This window comes from Chitinophaga sp. SYP-B3965 (assembly GCF_009647655.1).
Lineage (GTDB): Bacteria > Bacteroidota > Bacteroidia > Chitinophagales > Chitinophagaceae > Chitinophaga.
The window spans coordinates 22,984-39,434 of sequence record NZ_WJFD01000008.1 but is presented as its reverse complement, the minus strand read 5'-3'; the positions used below and the strand labels follow the sequence as shown (position 1 = coordinate 39,434).

Here is a 16,451-nt window from a genome sequence, read left to right as displayed (position 1 = left end):
AGGTCAATGAATACACGCTTATGAAGGTCTTTTATGCTGTATTAGCCAACTCTCTTGTTGCCTCCGTTACGAATACATTTGTCTGGTTTGCTGTTACCTTCTGGGTATTCCTGCAAACAAGATCTGTGCTGGCCACTTCTGTGATGGCAGGTATCTATTTTGGAACAGTAGCGCTCTCTGGTTTCTTCTTAGGATCGCTGGTAGACAGGTACCGGAAGAAAATAGCCATGCTGATGTCCAGCATCGGTTCTCTTATTTTATACGCTGCTGCATTTCTTTTATACATCATGGCACCCAAAGGTGCTTTTACCCATGATTCCAGTGTATACTTATGGGTGTTAGTTTTGCTGACGTTATTTGGGGCTATCATCGGAAACATCCGTATGATAGCTCTTTCCACTGCTGTTACTTTCCTTATAGAAGAAGACCGTCGCGATAAAGCAAACGGACTGGTAGGCAGCACAAACGGCACCGCTTTTCTCATCTCTTCTTTCATGAGCGGTTTTGCTGTAGGTTACCTGGGTATGTTCTGGACCCTGGTAATAGCCATCGGATTAATGTTCCTTGCCATCCTGCATTTGTGGACCATCCCCATGAAGGAGAATGAAATAGTGCACACACAGGAAGAACCAAAAACAGTAGACATCAAAGGAACCATCAAAGTTATTAATCTTATCCCCGGCCTTTTCGGCCTGATCTTTTTCAACTGCTTCAATAATTTCCTGGGTGGTGTATTCATGTCCTTAATGGATGCTTACGGCCTTTCCCTTGTATCGGTACAAGTATGGGGAGTGCTCTGGGGTATCCTGAGCTTAGGATTTATTCTCGGCGGATTGGTAGTCGCAAAAAAAGGATTGGGGAAAACGCCGCTGAAAACACTTTTCTATTGTAATATATTGATGTGGTTCATCTGCATCTTCTTCACCATTCATTCCTCCATTATATTACTGGCAACCGGGCTGTTCATTTACTTATGCCTGATCCCTGTTGTAGAAGCAGCAGAGCAAACTATTATCCAGAAAGCCATCCCGCCGGAAAGGCAGGGAAGAGTATTTGGTTTTACACAAAGTATTGAACAGGCCGCTTCTCCCATCACCGCTTTTATGATCGGCCCTATTGCTCAATACTTTTTCATTCCATTCATGACAACCGGCGCAGGTGTAGACCTGATAGGAGATTGGTTTGGCACGGGCATGGCCAGAGGTATCGCATTGCTGTTCAGCGTTACAGGTGTAATAGGATTTATCGTCACCATCCTGGCAATGCAATCCCGCGCTTATAAAAGTTTATTGGCCCTGAAATAATATCATTCCGATTTTAAACTATGAATAGGATTAGCCAGCGCTGCTTTAACAGCCTGGTAACTGATGGTCAGTAAAGTGATCAGTACAGTAGCTAAACCTGCAATCAGGAATACGCCTGGCCCTACAGGTGTACGATAAGCAAATCCCTGCAGCCAGATACTGGTAGCCCACCAGGATAAAGGCAACGCTATCACAATAGCAATCAATATCAGCTTCAGGAAATCTTTTGATAACATCACGTACAGATTGTTCACAGTAGCACCCACTACTTTCCGGATGCCTATTTCCTTTTGTCGTCTATGCGCTGTAAAGGCAGCCAGGCCAAAAAGACCAAGACAGGAGATGAGGATGGCCAGCCCCGCAAAGTAACGGGAAAGAATAGATACCCTTTGCTCTGAAACATACATCTGCTGGTAATTTTCATCCATGAATTTATAAGTGAATGTAAAATCAGGATTAAACTGGCGATATAAGCTTTCCAGTCTTACCAGGGCTGATCTTTCTTCGCTGGCATGTAGCCTGGCCACTACTAGATACGTAGAACCAGGGTTCAGGCGAATGAACGAAGGTTTCATCAGCTCATGCAGCGATTCATAATGGAAATCTTTTACCACACCAACAATGGTTCTCTTCTCGCCCCATAACTCTACTGTTTTGCCGATGGGATCTTTCATGTTCATAAAGCGGATAGCCGCTTCATTAAAGATAATGACATTACTGTCTGAACTGAACTTTGGAGAAAATGTCCTTCCTTCTTTTAACTCAAATCCAAGCGTTTCGATCATACCATAACTGGCGGCAAGGTTTTCAAACTCCGTTCTGTCCTCCGGATCTTTTCCGATCCATTTTATACCGGAAGTGCCGCTGCTGTGACCGGCCATACTATGCCCTATGCTGGAAACCATCGCTACGCCAGGTATTTTCCCTGCTTCTGAAAGAAAGGTTTCCAATTTATCGTCTTGATTAAGCACACCTTCCCGCTCAAACATCACCAGGTTCTCTTTATTATATCCCAGGCTTTTAGATTGTACAAAGGAGATTTGTTTATACACCACCAGCACCGATACGATCAGTATAACGGAGAGGGAAAATTGAAATACTACCAGCCCTTTTCGTACCAGCACTTCTCCCAGGCTATTCCTCAGTTTACCTTTCAGGATGGCCGTAGGGTTAAAGCCTGAAAGATAAAGTGCCGGATAACTGCCGGACACAAAACCTGTAAATAAAGCAATACCCAGGAAGGAGAGGATCATTCTTATATCGGGTGTCAGGGAAAGTGCCTTACCTGTTATCGCATTAAAGGAAGGCATAAAAAGCAGCACCAGCACAAAAGCAATGATCAGTGCTATAAAGGTCATCAGCATGGATTGCCCGAGATATTGCATTACCAGCGAACTTCTGCTGGCGCCTACTACTTTTTTGATACCTACTTCTTTTAATTTCTGCGCTGCCTTAGCGGTGGAAAGGTTCATGAAGTTGATGCAGGCAATAAGGAGGATGAAAATAGCAATAATGGAAAACATACGCACATAATCTATGCGGCCTCCTTTTAGTATCCCATTTTCATATTGGTCGTAGAGATAAAGCTCCGAGTATCTTTTGAGGAAAGGTGTTTTATGTTTACTGTTAAAATTGGTTTGCCGCATCAGGAAGTCCGGCAGTTTTTGATTGACCCTGCTAATGTCTGTACCCGGCTTTAGTAATACATACGTTTGCAAACTGGTGCTGTTCCAGCCGTTCTTTCCTTCCCAGCTGTCCATTAACAGGTCAGCAGATAATACATAATCGAACTGCTCCGAAGCATTGGCAGGCGGCGACTGAAAAATAGCAGAGATGGTATAGGTTTTCTCATGTTGCAGTAGCACGCTTTTGCCGATGAGATCCTCCGTAGTGGAAAAAAGTTTACGGGCCAGGTTATCAGAAATAGCAATGGAACCTTTATCCGGTAATACCTGTTTTATGTTTCCTTCTATCACTTCACGACTGAACATAGCAAAATAATCTTTCCCTACATACCGGCCATACACCCTCAGTTCTTTGGTTTTATCTGCAGGCAGCGAAATGCTGCCTTCTGTAGTTTTTACAGGGCTGGCATATTGCACTTCGGGAATTTCCCGAACCAGGGCTTCTGCCAGTGGATAGGAAGAACTGTGGGAAGTCCAGATACCATCCGCTTTTTTGCGGTGTTCCATGACCTGGAAAAGCTGGCTGTCCTGCTTATTAAATTTGTCAACATTCAATTCATCCGTTACCCACAGGTAAATAAATAACGCACAGGCTAAACCGGTGGAAAGACCAACAAGGTTTAACAATGTGAACTGGCGGTCTTTTTTTAAACTGCGCCAGGCTATCTTGATGTTGTTTTGCAGCATGCAGAAGGATTAAAGGTTACGGCTGTACCACTAATTCAATACCATAATCATCCGTGTTGATTTTCAATGTGTAATGTTTGGGTATTCTTGTAAAACTGTCCGGTTTCGGTACAAGTTACGTTCGTATCTGAACATGGCGCATACACCCCCTTCTTTTGTCAGGATACACCCCGTTATAAGCCCATGAATAAAGGTACATTGCATATAAATATTACCACCATGGGAACAACAACAGTAACAGAAAGCACCAGAATGACCGGCATGCTTGCCATGTATGACCTGCAAACACCTTTTTTCAACAGCGCGTTGGATGGTATTTCAGATGAGGATGCACACAATCGCCTGAACACAAAAGCAAACCACATTGCCTGGCTGGCAGGCACCCTTGTGCAGCAACGTTTTGATATGGCTGGCTTATTGGGTGACACCGTGTATAAACAAGCCGCTGATGATCTGTTTAAGAATAACCAGGGCATAAAGGATGGGGTTACTTATCCATCACTTGAATCTTTTAAGAAAGACTGGGCACACATTTCTCCCATTGCCAGAGCAGTGCTGGTGAAAGTATCAGATGAGAAGCTGGACAGCATATTTGAAATGCCGGGGATGAGTTTCCCTTATTTCGATCTGCTTACTTTTACAAGTTACCGCGAAGCAAACTGCATCGGACAGATTGCGTTGTATCGCAGATTGCTGGGATATGAAGGAATGAAATACATGTAATCACGATTTGTACAACAGAAACCTCTTTTTGTCGATTGACGTAGCGGTACACGGCTGGTAACTTTGGTATACATTAAAATGATCTACCAATGTCTACCACAGAATTCAATAACCTGTTATTGAGCAGTAGTGACTTCCTGTATCCCTACGCGATCAAATTGACGAAAAGCCCGGATGAAGGGAAAGACCTTTACCAGGAAACGATCGTCAAAGCACTCACTAACCGCGAGAAATTCAGATCAGGTACAAATATCAAAGCCTGGCTGTATATCATCATGCGGAATACTTTCATCAATCATTACCGCCGTCAGCATAAAATGCAACTCCATATTCAATATGGACTGGAGCATGTGCATCATCATCCTGAAGAGAAGGACGAGCGGTTGCATGAAAAGGACTTGCAGCATGCCGTGGCTAAATTACCGATGATGGTGAGAAAACCTTTCCTCTTGTATTATGAAGGATACAAGTACCTGGAAATAGCAGGCATACTGGGCGAACCGCTGGGAACTATTAAAAGCAAGATCTATGTAGCCAGGAGAACGTTGCGGACTATGGTGCAACGATATTGATCAATTGGAATTGGCGGGAAATGGTAAGCCTTTGTCGTGAGATGATAACAGTGGCGTTTGGCCACCTGTCTACCTTTACATCAACAAAAACGTAAAAGTATGATACAGTTATCAACAACCATGCAGATCAATGCTATCACTTCAGGTACTACAGGAATTGGCCTTATCACAGTGGCAGGTCCCATTGCCGGTTTATTTGGTGTAACGGAAACATGGCCTTTTATCGCTGCCGGTATTTTCCTCGTTTTATTCTCCATCTATGTTTTTGCCGTAAGTAAAGGAAAACCTGTCAACCCGGGAGGCGTGCGTTTAGTGATATTAATGGATGTTTTGTGGGTGGTAGCCAGCATAATTGCCATCCTTGCCCTTTTTTCCGTGATCTCAGGAATAGGCAGTTTGGCCATTGGGGCTGTGGCTGTTTGGGTGGCAGGAATGGCTTTACTCCAATACGCGGGCCTTAAAGTAATAGCCTGATAAATGAAGGGGGATCAAATCGATCCCCCTCTTCACATAGGGTACGTGTTCGATACTTGTATACCTCACTTCCCATGAATATTGTAAAAATTGTAATCCGTCATCGGGGCATCTGTAAAGCCCAGGTTCCTTCCGATTGTCGTGATCTGCCCCCTGTGGTAGGTGCTATGGTTCATCACCTGCATGATATATTCAAAATTCGCAAAATCCGACTGAAACCAGGGGCTCACCACCATGGTTTTTTCACTGATCCCGTCTGCTTCCATCCCTTCTACAAAAGCCGCAAATTCTTCTGATTGCGCGATGATAGTGGAAAACACCTCTTCCAGGGTAGCCGTTTCCCCCTGAAAGAGTTCAGGAGTTTCATCCCTTCTTATAATAGATAACCAATATTGTTGTGTTTGCAGGATATGGGAGAGGGTCTTTTTTACACTGGAAAAACTGGAAGGCACTTCCTGTTCCAATACACTTTCTTCCTTGGTCCTGAGCCAGTTAACGAGGGTTTTGTTTGCCCAGAGGTTATACCGGGTATAGTTCTTCATCAGGTAAACGATAGCAGTGTCTGTGGTAGTGGCAGTGTGTTGCATATGTTTCAGTTTTTAATTGTAATACAAAGTAAAGGAGGGTAGGTGACAAGGGTATGTCAGTTGCTTTGGAAGAAAATGAGATTTTTTTTCAGAAAGGGGATTATTCTGGGCCGGGGCTTTTTTTAGGACGATAATTTACCTAAAATTGTTCCGGGATGCCTGTAATAACTGACAAAGACCTGTTAATTAAATTGAGGGAGGGCGATGAGTTAGCTTTCCGGGAATTATATGTGCGGCATAACCGGCAGGTATTGGCTTTTGCTATTCATTTAACCCATTCCGCCGTAGACGCAGAAGACATCCTGCAGGACACTTTCCTCCGTTTATGGACCAGCCGGGCACAGTTGCCGGACATTGAGCGTTTCGACAGCTATATATTCATGATAGCCCGCAACCGCATCATGGATCATCTCCGCAAAGTGGCCCTCCAGCAAAGGCTGATAGACCAGGTCTGGGCTAATATCTCTGAAACCTCCGAAGAGCCCGCCCAGCAACTGGACGTCCGGGAGAGCAAGCAACTGATCCACCAGGCCCTGGAGGCACTGTCTCCTCAAAAACAAACCGTTTTCCAGCTAAGCCGCCACCAGGGGCTAAGTCACGAACAAATTGCCCAACAACTCGGCCTCTCTAAGAGCCGGGTCAAAAACCTGCTGGTGGAAACGCTGAAACATATCCGGGTTTATTTAGCCCGGCATGCAGTAATACTGGCCACCATCTTCGCTTTGAAAAATTAATGCCAAAACCACGGTCCTTCCCTTCTCCCCATACGTCTTTATTAAAAGCACCCGTATGCCGCAGGCCCCGTCAAGAATAACATACCTTCTTCAGCGCTACACAGATAAAACCTGCACAAAGGAAGAGCTGGAAGAATTGTTTGCCTTCATCGCGGCGGCAGAAAATGACGCTACCCTGCATCATTTTATGGAAGAAGAATTCCATCGTTTCCGGGCAGACGAACCCTTGCCGGAAGTAGATACAGAAAGCGTTTACGCGAATATCACTAAAACTAAAACCCGGCGGATCTTCACTTTCCCAAGAGTAGCAGCGGCAGCTGCGGTTGCAATATTAATATGGTGGGCACAAACCAATAAAACCACCGTAAAACAAACAACAGCACAGCAGGAAGAAAAGATCCTCCCCGGCAGCAACAAAGCCGTTCTCACATTAGCAGATGGTTCCACCGTTACGCTGGACAGTTCCGGCAACCAGATCATCAGCCGCGGGAATACAAAGATCTCCCAGCAAAATGGCCAGTTATTATATAGCGCCGGCAAAGCGGCCGAAGGTTACAACAAATTATCTACCCCCCGTGGTGGCCAGTTCCGTGTAGTATTACCGGACGGCACAAAAGTATGGCTGAATTCCGCCTCTTCCCTCAGATACCCTACAGCCTTTACCGGCAAAGAGAGGATCGTGGAACTGGAAGGCCAGGGCTATTTTGAAGTAGCCCAAAACGCAGCCCAGCCTTTTAAAGTAAAGGCCAACGACATGGAAGTACAGGTACTCGGTACCCATTTCGATATCATGGCATATGCAGATGAAAATACCATCAATACTACTTTGCTCCAGGGCGCCGTACAGGTAAAGGAAGGAAATGAAACACGTTTACTGAAACCCGGCCAGCAGGCCATATTAAAAAGCCACACCTTTACGGTACAGGAAGCAGATGTAAGAAAAGTACTCGCCTGGAAAAATGGCCTCTTTGTATTTAATAACATGGCCCTGCCCGCTATCTTAAGAGAAGTAGCCCGCTGGTATGATGTAGAGATCGTGTATGAAACAACACCCAGCACGGAACTATATGGTGGTGGTATTGCACGCAGCCTGAACTTATCTAACGTACTTACCTTATTAGAAGGGAACGGATTTTCCCATTTCAGGGTAGAAGGAAGAAAAGTGATCGTATTACCTTAAAATACATAATCGTCAACCAAAAATAAAAAAACCGGACTCCGATTGCAGTCGGAACCCGGTGTACATCTGGCTTTTTTTTAATTGAGGATCAATCAAAATTTATTACCAAACACCACAAAAGTATGCAATTCAGTTGTAATGCAATGGCCCGCCATTTACGCGGGCTGTCAACCAAAATTATCAGGGTTATGAAACTAACCACATTCCTCCTGCTCGTCACCTGCCTGCACGTTTGTGCTGCCGGATACTCCCAGAAGGTGACCTTGACGGTGAAAGACATGCCTTTGCAGAAGGTTTTCGCAGAAGTGATCACGCAAACAGGCGTATCTATTGTGTATTCGGAAAAAGTATTATCCAGCACAAGGCCCGTTACACTCGATGTAAAAGATGTAACCGTGCAACAATTGCTGGAACTTTGCCTGAAGAACCAACAGATCATGTACGCGCTGGAAGGCAACAGTTTCGTGATCAAAAAATTACCCGGGTTTGTAGAGACAGTCACACCCAAAGCAGCAGACACATTAATTACACAATCGGGGAAGATTACATCTTCAGACAATTCCCCGCTCCCAGGTGCTACTATCCTCATAAAGGGAACCGTCCGCGGTACGCAAACAAATGAACAGGGTTTATTCCTGTTGAAAGATGTTCGCCCCGGTGCCATTCTCACCATCAGCAGTATTGGTTTTGTTACACGCGAAGTAAGCGCAAACGGTCAGCCACTCAATCTCGTTTTGCTGGAAGACACAAAGAACTTTAATGAAATCGTAGTAGTAGGGTATAGCGACAGAAAGAAGAGCGAACTCACCAGTGCCGTTAGCACAGTGTCCGCAGAAAAACTGAAAGACGTAACCACCAATGATGTGGGCTCCATGTTACAAGGTAAGGTGGCCGGTTTGCAGGTAGTGAATAGTTCTGGTGTTCCGGGTAGTGTTTCGGAGATCAGGCTGAGAGGGGTTTCTTCTGTCAATGCATCGCAAACACCACTTTATGTAGTAGATGGTATCATCGGTGGCAACTTCGATCCGAATGACGTAGATAATATCACCGTGTTGAAAGATGCAGGTGCTACTGCCATGTATGGTTCGCAAGCCAATGCAGGTGTGATCATCGTTACCACTAAAAAAGGCCGTGGTGATAAAGCGAAGTTTGAAGCGAAGGTAACCACCGGTTTCCGCACACCGGATTTCGGAAGGATGAAGATGATGAACGGCGCGCAATTATACGAACGCCACAAAGAATTCTATCGTGATTACATTCCCGGTACCACCGATAATTCACATAAGATAGATCTCCTGAAATTCTATGATGAACGCCCAAGAACATTAAGGGGACAGGATTACAACTGGCTCACCGCCATGTTCCCCACAGCGCCGATGACGAATTTCTTCATTTCCGCCAGTGGCGCCAATGAAAAGAATGAGTATTATACCAGTATCTCTTATTACAATGAGAAAGGTACTTTCCTGAATACAAATTTCCAGCGGATCAACCTCCGCGGTAATTCCACGCATCACTTCTCTAAAAAAGTAAGCGTTACGAATAACATCAACCTCAGCGCCGCCAGCGGTAAGAGCTTTAACTATGAAGATGTGTTCTATGCTTACCTGAACATGCCATGGGATAATCCATATGATGAAAACGGGCAGCCGGTATATGTAGATGGTAATAGTACTGCCAAATGGTGGTCGAGGGATAAAACGAATCCGATCCATACCATCAACAATTCCAACCATCCGTACAAAAGCTTTAACGTCAACTATGATCTGAACCTGAATGTGCAGATCACAGACTGGCTCTCTTTCTCCAGCACCAACCGAGGTGCGGTGAATTACAATAAATCCACAGATTATTATTCTCCCATCGTAGCGGGCCTGTACCATGGTACCGGTTTCCTGAATGAACTGGGAACACTCAACTATGGCGTGATCTCTACAGACCTGTTGAAATTCAACTTCCGCAAAGGAGATCATTCCATTAGCGGATTGGCGGGTGTGGCCATAGAGAACAGCAAAACAGAAATTGTAGGCGCTTCCGGTAAAGGATTACCTGTAGGTCTGACGGTATTGAATGTAGTATCCAACAACCAGCTGGTAACCGGCCGTAATGATCAGGGCATCCTGCAATCACTCATCTCACAGGTGAACTACGGTTTCCGCGATAAATATTTCCTCACCGCTTCTTATCGGGTAGATGGTTCTTCTGCATTCCCTTCCAATAAAAGATATGGTTCCTTCCCCGCTGTTTCTGCTGCCTGGATGATGAGCAAAGAATCTTTCCTGCAGGGAGTAGAATGGCTGGATGAATTAAAACTCCGTGGTAGTTATGGCGTAACAGGCACACAGGATATCGGCTCTTCCCGTTATTTAGGATTGTATTCATTGAGCAGTCAGTATAATGGTGGTACCGCAGCTGTTCCTTTACAACTGCCCAGCCCAAACCTCACCTGGGAAAGTAAACACCAGTTGAATGCCGGTATTGATCTCGGTTTATTCAAACGGGTGAACTTAACAGTAGATGTATATAATAACGTAACGAAGAACCTGTTGCTGCAGGTATCACAACCCCTCTCTGTTGGTTTTGAACAACGTTGGGAAAATGCCGGCGAGATCGTGAATAACGGTATTGAATTTGGCATCAGCAGTGTGAATATCAAAACGAGGGATTTTGAGTGGAGCACAGATTTCAATATCAACTTCAACTCTAATAAATTACAGGACCTGCCAAGTGATATCATTCGCACACAGCCTACCTGGAGCATCTCTCAGATTTATCGCAACGGCGGTAACCTCTATGAATTCTACATGCCCAAATGGTTAGGTGTAGATAAACAAACAGGTGCACCGCAATGGGAAGTAGTGGAAAAAGATGCAGACGGAAAAGTAGTGTCCCGCGAAGTGACCAATGATTACGCCAGCGCCACTTACCAGGAAGTAGGATCTGCACTGCCTAAATTCCAGGGTGGTATCTTCTCTCAATGGAAGTATAAGAATTTTGCCCTGAGCGTGAACGGTTATTTCATTTCCGGTAACAAGGTGTTCTCCAACTCCCTGCGTTTTGTGATGAACGATGGCATGGAACCTTATTACAACCAGATCGTATTGCCTTCTGAATATAACACCTGGACGAAACCGGGAGACAATGCCACAGAGCCAAGTCCGCAGAATGCAGCGAACGCTACGGAAACGTCCACGCGTTACCTGAAAGACGGCAGCTTCTTCTCTATCCGCAACATTTCACTGTCCTATACTTTGCCCAAAACATGGATCAGCCCGCTGAGGCTGGATGGGGTTACACTATCATTAACAGCGGATAATGTTTACACGTTCACGAAGTTCCTGGGGCAGGATCCTGCCACCACGATCACTTCCGGCAGTTATGTGATGCCTGGTCTGTCCGACTTCAAGTATCCCAATAATCGCCAGTACCTGTTAAACATTAATGTCCGGTTTTAGGAAAAAATTATAAGAACATGAAAACAAGATGCTTTTTAAAACTACTCATCATACCGCTGTTAATGACCGGCTGCCTCAAGGATGTGGATCCCAGTGATTCCCTTACCACCGGTACTTTAACAGGAACAAAAGAAGGATTACAGCAAGGATTGAATGGGGCTTACGCTTTGTTCAAAGACCATGTATCTTTCAATGGTACCATTGATGGCAACAACATGTACCTGCGCCAGTATTTCCAGATGAGTGATTTTGCGGGAGATGATATTGTATGTGGGCAAACCACTACAGACCCGCTGTATTACAGCTTCTCCGGAGACCATACTGCTACGCAAACCAACAGCCGCTACTTCTGGTACATCTCCTATAAGATCATCAATGATGTGAACACCGTGATCGAGTCCGCAGAGAAAATTGCGAACCCGGACGAATCCATCAAACAACTGATCGGGGAATGTTACTTCTTACGGGCCTTCTGTCATTTTAACCTCGTAAGGTTTTATGCCAAACCTTATACGCACGATCCATCTGCCAGCGGTATCATATTACGCACCTCTACCAGTGATCCCGGACAAAAAGCAAGAGCCAGTGTAAGTGAAGTATACAATACTGTGATTGCTGATGCAGAAAAAGGCGCCAGCCTGATGGCCCAGCCGCGCGGTGTGCAGTTTGCATCCAAAGAAGCTTCATGGGCCTTGCTTTCAAGGGCATACCTTTATAAGGAGGCAAACGACAGCGCCATTTATTATGCAGACAAAGTGATCAGCTCCAACCGCTTTACACTTGAAACAGCTGCCAGTTTCCCTACTCTCTTCGCCAATGCCATCGCCGGAAAAGAAACAATTTTCTGTGTGGCATTCACCACGGCGGATGATTACGGGAAAGCAGGTTCTCTCGCTTCCATGCTGTATTCAGATGGTAACTCCGGATGGGGAGAAGAATATGCTTCCAAATCATTACGCGATACCATGTCTGCCCACATGGAAGATGTAAGATGGTCTTACATCAAACCATTGAAAGTGGCCAATGTGATCCAGCAAAAGAATGGCATCGATATATATTACATCAGCAAATTCTCTTTCCAGGGAGGAAGCCCTACGCTCAGTTCACCCATCATGTTCCGCCTCGCGGAAATGTACCTGAACAAAGCAGAGGCGCTGGCCAAAACCAACAAAGCCCCGGAAGCCCTGGCGGCAGTAGACATGATCCGTCAGAACCGCGGTCTGGAAAACGCTTTATATAATGGTGTGCTTCCCGCCGGTAAAACTGCACTGGATGTAGTGTTGAAAGAAAGAAGGATAGAGTTGGCTTTTGAAGGCCACCGTAATTATGATGTGTACCGCAATAAAAAAGACCTGAACAGAACATACTGGGGATATCATTTACCGGGATTGAAGGAATCAGATATCAATCTGGCCGTAAATCCCACCAACTATTCCAATATGATCACCAAGTGGGATGCTGACCGCATCATCTATTATATTCCGATAGATGAGATACAAACGAATAAACTGTGTGGGCAGAATCCTTAATTGCTAACTTTTAATGCCGCATTATCATGAAGAACATTAAATATATATTCCTGCTGCTGCTGGTGGCCAGCTGTTCAAAGGACGAGGTGCAACCGGAAGCAGATATTTTTTATAAAATAAACATCACAGATAAAACTGTCACCTTTACGAACGAAACCGTTGGTGCTGTTTCCTACCGCTGGGAGTTTGGAGATGGTGCTACTTCTACAGATCAAAGCCCTGTACACACGTACCCGGACAAAGGTAAATACGTACCCACCTTATATGCCACCACAAAAGATGGCCGCGTATCTGAAGGGTCTACCGTGATCTATATCGCCAAAACATCCCCCGTTAAACTGAATGATAATTCCCTGGCAGACTGGGATGCTATAACAGATTACCAACTCCTGCCTGGTGCCGGTGAAACATTCTTCCGGAAAGTGAAGTTTGATTACGATGCACAATATGTATATGTATACATAGAAGTGAATAGTACAAAAGCCAAAGAAGATATCTACGACTTCTACCTGGATACAGATAACAGTGCCACAACTGGTCTGCTCACAGATATAACGGAGGGTGGATATGATGCACTCCTGGAAGGAAACATCCTTGGAGACTGGCTGGATGCGTTTAACCATAAAGGAGCGCAGAATGCTTTCTCTTTTGAACCCACCGGTGTTACTGAACACTTTACAGTAGGTACCGTGGTAGAAAGCGGCGGCGTGTTAAAGTTTGAAATGCGCATTGTGCGTTCCAAGATAAAAAACTTGTCTGCCGCCACAGCATTCCGTGTAGGCATCATTGCTACTAAAAGCGACTGGTCTGGTACAGTAGGGCGGCTCCCTGCTGCAGGGCAACCTGCTCTCCTGATCAATTTCGAATAATGATATAAAAACCGGGGCACTATGGCCCCGGTTATTTTTTGCCTATTTTGTATACATATGACCACCACTACCTTAAAACCGGAAGGAAGATTATTATCACTGGATGTAATGCGGGGTATGATCATGATATTCCTGGCTGCCGAAAGCGCCAATCTCTATCATGCTATAAAAGAGTTGCAATCAGGCGTACTGATAGAACAGTTCTTTCATCATCCCTGGCATGGCTTACGCTTCTGGGACCTGATACAACCCGCCTTCATGTTCATGGCAGGTACTGCGATGTACATTGCTGTAGAACGCAAGAGGAGCAAGGGTGTGTCCGAAAAGGATAACTTTAAACATATTGCCATACGGAGTTTGAAGTTGTTCCTGCTGGGCACAGGGTTACATTGCATTTATGCAGGGAAACTGGTCTGGGAACTCTGGAATGTGCTTACACAGTTATCTTTCACCACACTGGTGGCTTATTTCTTAATAAGGAAATCCTTTACCATACAGATAACCGCCGCATTGTTCATGATCATCCTTAATGATGTACTCTACCGTGTGATACTGGTTCCCGGTTTTGATCAGCCATTTGTACAGGGGCATAATTTCGGGGCATATGTAGATACTCTGCTGATGGGGAAGATCAATAATGGTGGTTGGGTAACGATCAATTGTATTCCCACCGCAGCGCATACCATTTTAGGGGTAGCTGCCGGGAAACTCTTAATGGGACCATTGTCTTCGAAGTCTAAAATAAAAACGCTCATCATTGCAGGTTTAATTGCCTTAGCCTTAGGATACGCTGTAGATCTCAGTGGCATTTCTCCCATTATCAAACGCATTAGTACAGGAGGGTTTGCATTGACTTCCGTGGGTTATGTGACCCTGATCCTCGCTGCTTTGTATTGGTGGATAGATATTAAGGATCACAAGAAGTACACCTGGGTAGCAGTAGTAGTGGGAATGAACTCCATCTTCATTTACATCTTCTTTGAAACCGTAGGTTACCAATGGGTGAACGGAGCTGTGGGGATCTTTACCAAAGGCTTCTTGCCTTTACCGGAACTCTGGCAAAACCTGCTCACTGCGATGGCCGTACTGCTGTTAGAATGGTACGTTTGTTACTGGTTGTATCTGAAAAAGATATTTTTTAAGTTGTAACTTTGGGGTCTAACAATATCCCTATAAAATGACCTATCAGCCAATTGAGCCAACAGGCGCAGCCTATTCTCAGGCATATATAGTAAGCAGTCCCAAAAGGTTTTTATTTATCAGCGGCCAGGTGCCGGAAGATGAGCGGGGGTATGTGCCCGATACTTTCCTGGATCAGTGCAGGCTTACCTGGCAGAACATTGAAGCCCGGTTAAGTAAAGCAGGCATGACGCTGAAGAACATCGTGAAGATCAATGTTTTCCTGGCCAGCCGCCAATACCGGGAAGAGAACTTTGAAGTAAGGACTGAAGTACTGGGCGATCACCAACCCGCTATGACCATTGTGATTGCAGGGATCTATGATGATCAGTGGTTATTGGAAATTGAAGTGATCGCTGCGGATTAAGATCACACTAACACAAATTCTCCCTTTATCTTCTCCTGCCCGTTGATGATAACAGACATCTCATGCGCCCCCGCATAGAACGTTCGTGTAGTGATCAGGATAAATTTCTGCTTCCGCACAATCTCTGCCTGCTCACCTGGCTGGTAGATCTTCTCACTGATCTTAAACACCTTTTTGGACAGCTGCCCATTTGCCTTCCTGTAATAGATGGCATATTCCAACCGTACTACCTGTGCTGTAGTATTATTATTACAGATCGAAAAGGAGAATGCCAGTGCATCGCCTATCTTCACTTTGGGTGTTAATACTTTAAAATTGGTGAGTTGAATATTGGCCCCTTCCAATCCATAGTACTGCAATATCTCCGCATGCCCCTGTTTCAGTAAAGTCCGGCAACCATGTTTGATGATCGCATCCGTTTCTTTACCAATTCCCTTCCACCTGTTTGCGATCTCCAGCACAATGGCAGGGTGATCTTTCGAAATATCATTCAGATTATTCGCTACACTGCGCCTTACCCATTCTGAGGGATCATTTTTCAGATTCTCCAGGAGAGCCAAAACAGGGGTTGGATCTTTTTTCAGCACAGGTACAGCCATAGCCCAGGGTAATTTCGGCCGCATCCCTTCAGTGCTCAACCGCCTTACTTTATGATTCTTATGTAAAGACCACGTTGTCATCTGCTGCATCATTTGTTCACCATATTGCAGGAGGAAAGGCCTTACCGCAAATTCACAGCTCACAAATTGTGTAACCAGCTCCAACGCTTTAACGGAATGTTTGTAATGTGCCAGCCCGTAGGTTTCTATATAATCCGGGAGGATCATAAATTCCAGGGTATCTTCTCCAAACCCGGTTTCCCGCAGGCTGGCGATGATCTTCTCCAGCAGTTTCGTGGTCTCGGCATAGTCTTCCGGAAAAAAAGAATGAAGCACCGTAGAAGTGTGCCTCATTCTTTCTTTTAATTCCATTGTTTCAAATTCCTTCGTGAAAATAAGACGAAGGAATTCCTTCTTCGTAAAGGAGGGAATATGTTGTGCGAGTATTTTCGAAAATCGTTCGTAGAATGCTAATGAATAAATATCCTTCAGTAAACTGGCCATGCG

Annotated in this window: 14 protein-coding genes; 11 read left to right on the top strand and 3 right to left on the bottom strand. The window is 45.0% G+C overall.

What is annotated here, in order from left to right; genetic code table 11:
• Window positions 1-20: 20 nt before the first annotated feature.
• Window positions 21-1,304 carry an MFS transporter gene (locus tag GFS24_RS27715; RefSeq protein WP_153665556.1) on the top strand — a complete coding sequence of 428 codons (1,284 nt, stop codon included), beginning with the start codon at window positions 21-23 and terminating at the stop codon, window positions 1,302-1,304.
• A 2-nt stretch (window positions 1,305-1,306) separates the two neighbouring features.
• On the opposite strand, the gene GFS24_RS27710 is transcribed toward GFS24_RS27715, so the two are convergent.
• Window positions 1,307-3,676, bottom strand: a complete 2,370-nt coding sequence (locus GFS24_RS27710; RefSeq protein ID WP_153665554.1) for an ABC transporter permease — start codon at window positions 3,674-3,676, stop codon at window positions 1,307-1,309.
• A 219-nt stretch (window positions 3,677-3,895) separates the two neighbouring features.
• On the opposite strand from GFS24_RS27710, the gene GFS24_RS27705 reads away from it, so the two are divergent.
• From GFS24_RS27705 to GFS24_RS27695, 3 genes are all read left to right on the top strand, one after another.
• Window positions 3,896-4,399, top strand: a complete 504-nt coding sequence (locus GFS24_RS27705) for a DinB family protein (RefSeq protein ID WP_153665552.1) — start codon at window positions 3,896-3,898, stop codon at window positions 4,397-4,399.
• Window positions 4,400-4,488: 89 nt separating this feature from the next.
• Window positions 4,489-4,971 carry an RNA polymerase sigma factor gene (locus GFS24_RS27700; RefSeq protein ID WP_153665550.1) on the top strand — a complete coding sequence of 161 codons (483 nt, stop codon included), beginning with the start codon at window positions 4,489-4,491 and terminating at the stop codon, window positions 4,969-4,971.
• A 99-nt stretch (window positions 4,972-5,070) separates the two neighbouring features.
• Window positions 5,071-5,445 (top strand): hypothetical protein, encoded by a 375-nt coding sequence (locus GFS24_RS27695; RefSeq protein ID WP_153665548.1) that lies wholly within the window; start codon window positions 5,071-5,073, stop codon window positions 5,443-5,445.
• Between the two features lie 65 nt (window positions 5,446-5,510).
• On the opposite strand, the gene GFS24_RS27690 is transcribed toward GFS24_RS27695, so the two are convergent.
• Window positions 5,511-6,032: a DinB family protein gene (locus GFS24_RS27690; RefSeq protein ID WP_153665546.1), complete on the bottom strand. Its 522-nt coding sequence runs from the start codon at window positions 6,030-6,032 to the stop codon at window positions 5,511-5,513.
• Between the two features lie 155 nt (window positions 6,033-6,187).
• Between GFS24_RS27690 and GFS24_RS27685 the strand changes: the two genes are divergently transcribed.
• The 7 genes from GFS24_RS27685 to GFS24_RS27655 all read left to right on the top strand — a co-directional run bounded on the left by GFS24_RS27685 (window position 6,188) and on the right by GFS24_RS27655 (window position 15,345).
• Entirely contained in the window at window positions 6,188-6,766 is a 579-nt protein-coding gene (locus tag GFS24_RS27685) for an RNA polymerase sigma factor (protein ID WP_153665544.1), read from the top strand.
• 55 nt (window positions 6,767-6,821) lie between these two features.
• Entirely contained in the window at window positions 6,822-7,946 is a 1,125-nt protein-coding gene (locus tag GFS24_RS27680; protein WP_153665543.1) for a FecR family protein, read from the top strand.
• Window positions 7,947-8,134: 188 nt separating this feature from the next.
• Window positions 8,135-11,401 carry a SusC/RagA family TonB-linked outer membrane protein gene (locus GFS24_RS27675; protein ID WP_153665540.1) on the top strand — a complete coding sequence of 1,089 codons (3,267 nt, stop codon included), beginning with the start codon at window positions 8,135-8,137 and terminating at the stop codon, window positions 11,399-11,401.
• 17 nt (window positions 11,402-11,418) lie between these two features.
• On the top strand, window positions 11,419-12,930 hold the full coding sequence (locus tag GFS24_RS27670; protein WP_153665538.1) for a RagB/SusD family nutrient uptake outer membrane protein: 1,512 nt from the start codon (window positions 11,419-11,421) through the stop codon (window positions 12,928-12,930).
• Between the two features lie 26 nt (window positions 12,931-12,956).
• Window positions 12,957-13,799: a PKD domain-containing protein gene (locus GFS24_RS27665; protein ID WP_153665536.1), complete on the top strand. Its 843-nt coding sequence runs from the start codon at window positions 12,957-12,959 to the stop codon at window positions 13,797-13,799.
• Window positions 13,800-13,856: 57 nt separating this feature from the next.
• A complete protein-coding gene (locus GFS24_RS27660; RefSeq protein ID WP_153665534.1) occupies window positions 13,857-14,948 on the top strand; it encodes an acyltransferase family protein in 1,092 nt (363 codons plus the stop codon).
• A 28-nt stretch (window positions 14,949-14,976) separates the two neighbouring features.
• Window positions 14,977-15,345, top strand: a complete 369-nt coding sequence (locus tag GFS24_RS27655) for a RidA family protein (RefSeq protein ID WP_153665532.1) — start codon at window positions 14,977-14,979, stop codon at window positions 15,343-15,345.
• 2 nt (window positions 15,346-15,347) lie between these two features.
• On the opposite strand, the gene GFS24_RS27650 is transcribed toward GFS24_RS27655, so the two are convergent.
• Window positions 15,348-16,448 carry a DNA alkylation repair protein gene (locus GFS24_RS27650; protein WP_153665530.1) on the bottom strand — a complete coding sequence of 367 codons (1,101 nt, stop codon included), beginning with the start codon at window positions 16,446-16,448 and terminating at the stop codon, window positions 15,348-15,350.
• Window positions 16,449-16,451 lie beyond the last annotated feature (3 nt).